Origin of the sequence: Aliivibrio sp. 1S175 (genome assembly GCF_001690985.1) — a bacterium.
GTDB lineage: Bacteria > Pseudomonadota > Gammaproteobacteria > Enterobacterales > Vibrionaceae > Aliivibrio.
On sequence record NZ_MAJS01000021.1, the window covers coordinates 791 to 2,899 of the forward strand.

Below are 2,109 nucleotides of genomic sequence, written 5' to 3' on the forward strand. Positions count from 1 at the left end.
TGTAGCAAATCGTGTTGATGCGATTGTTATGTTCAATTACCACTTATACCAAACTTTTGTGCAATTAATGTTGTAGCTAAAGTTAAAGCTATCGTAACTATGATTTTCCACCATTCGCTGGTAAGTGAGGTTATACCTTTAGACCTTGATTGCTTTGCCCGTAAATCCCTAAATTTCAACCAACCTAGTTTTATATAATCAAATATACTTGAGTCATCAGCAAAACCAAATACACTACTCATTCGAGCATAAAACAAACACTTTTCAATCGTTTTATTTACAAATTTTTCAGTTAGTTTTTCTGGTTCTAACGCATAATGAAGCATAATATTTTCTTCACTGCGCTGGTGGACTTCAGACTTATACGGAAAGAGTAAAATCATTATACGACCACAAGGCATTTGTGAAAAAACAAGAGCACAATCTTTTTCCAAAACCAATTTTCGTGATCGTTGTACACTACCATTTTCACGAACTTTAGTTTCTTTGTGCTCTATTCCAATGTAGTTAATACCAACTTTATATTCGATTGATTCAGCGTTTAGATTTTCAATATCAGAATAACACATTAGGCGAAATGGATAACTCTCATTTTTTGCTTTTTCAGAAAATTGGTTACACGTATCTAAAATCGTTTGTCTAACAAAAAGTGACCAGTTTATTCGCCTGCGCCGCAATTCAATATAGCCTCTAGATATCTTCCGTCTTTCCTTTTCGATTAATTTCATACTACCTCTTGAACATAACGCCGCAATAACACGTTTATTACGACGACGACTTAGCTGAATTTTACCGCCTTAAACACCTAAACCAAAGACAAACCTCCAACGCCGAATGTAATAAATCGTGTTGATTGCTTTGTTATATTGCCTATTGATAAACGACATGAAATCGTTCCAATACAATAACCATTTCCTCATTAGGCTGAATATTTAACTCTGAACATTCAGCACTAAAGAAACGCCAATGAGCTTCACTCCACCATTTTAATGAACCGTCGCCCTCGCCTTCTGCATGAGCAAAATCAGCCGTAACTTCGTTATATTTACACGTTTCAACTGAATCAATCTCAATGATACAAATTGGTTTCCCATTCCAATCAACGACCACTTGTAAATGACCAACAGTTGGCATTGGTTCTTCACCTGATTCATACCAAACATTTAAGCTACAAGTTGCTGTCTTTTGACCAATTCGGATTAATTCCGCACATAAATTGGCATTATGCTCATCAGCACAGAAATAGTCTGAACTGAATGATTGATACTTTTCACGTTCAATTTCAGAAAGTGAGCTTAGATATTGATTTAAGTAGACTTGAGACTGTTCTTCCATGAAATCCTCTTAACTATTTTCGCAATATAACGCCTGCATAACACGTTTGCTGCCATGCAAATGAAGTCAAACTTACCACTTAATACGGGAAACTAAAAGAAACCTAGAATGCCGAATGTAGCAAATCGTGTTGATGCGATTGTTAGCTTTCTTTCACGAAATTCCATAATGAAGATTCTAATTTTCCAGTGGATACACATTGCCCAGAAAAACCAAGAGTATTGCCCCAACCATTATCATGCGCTGAACCATAAAACTCAGCAGTTAAATTTATTGTAATTTTAGTATTATCACCAACGGTTCTGACGGTTACGTTTAAACTTGATAATTCACTATATTTCTCTAATGTTGCAAGCACATCAGTCTGGACATCACCACAATCAAAAGCGTCTTTATAAAAATTACTGGTGCTTGCGCTTATAAAGCCAGATTCTCTACTTATATGATCAAGTTTGATGTTATTCGCAGCAAACCAATCAATTACTTGCAACCAAATATCCGAGTAAGAGGCCGAAAATTCCATACTATTAGGTACGTTAGTAATTGTTTTAGGTTCTTGTATGATAACTTTACCTGAGCATCCAAGTAATAAAAAACACACCACACTAGTTACTATCCTTTTGAATAACATATTATTTCCTTATTTTTACTATAAATGTAAATCAGAGAGCTAACGCCTGCATAACACGTTTACTACTATGCAATTATACTTAAAATTGACACCTTAAAACGAGAAACACCCGACAACCTGAGATGCCGAGTGTAGTAAATCGT

3 protein-coding genes are annotated in these 2,109 nt (G+C 35.3%); all 3 read right to left on the reverse strand.

Annotated elements, in window-relative coordinates; translation table 11 throughout:
• Positions 1-32: 32 nt before the first annotated feature.
• Complete coding sequence (locus A6E06_RS09170; protein ID WP_141676928.1) at positions 33-728, reverse strand: hypothetical protein; 696 nt, start codon at positions 726-728, stop codon at positions 33-35.
• A 142-nt stretch (positions 729-870) separates the two neighbouring features.
• Complete coding sequence (locus A6E06_RS09175; RefSeq protein ID WP_065640691.1) at positions 871-1,335, reverse strand: ASCH domain-containing protein; 465 nt, start codon at positions 1,333-1,335, stop codon at positions 871-873.
• A gap of 142 nt (positions 1,336-1,477) precedes the next feature.
• The gene (locus A6E06_RS09180; RefSeq protein ID WP_065591840.1) at positions 1,478-1,966 is read right to left on the reverse strand and encodes a hypothetical protein; all 489 of its coding nucleotides are present in this window, start codon (positions 1,964-1,966) and stop codon (positions 1,478-1,480) included.
• Positions 1,967-2,109: the final 143 nt, after the last annotated feature.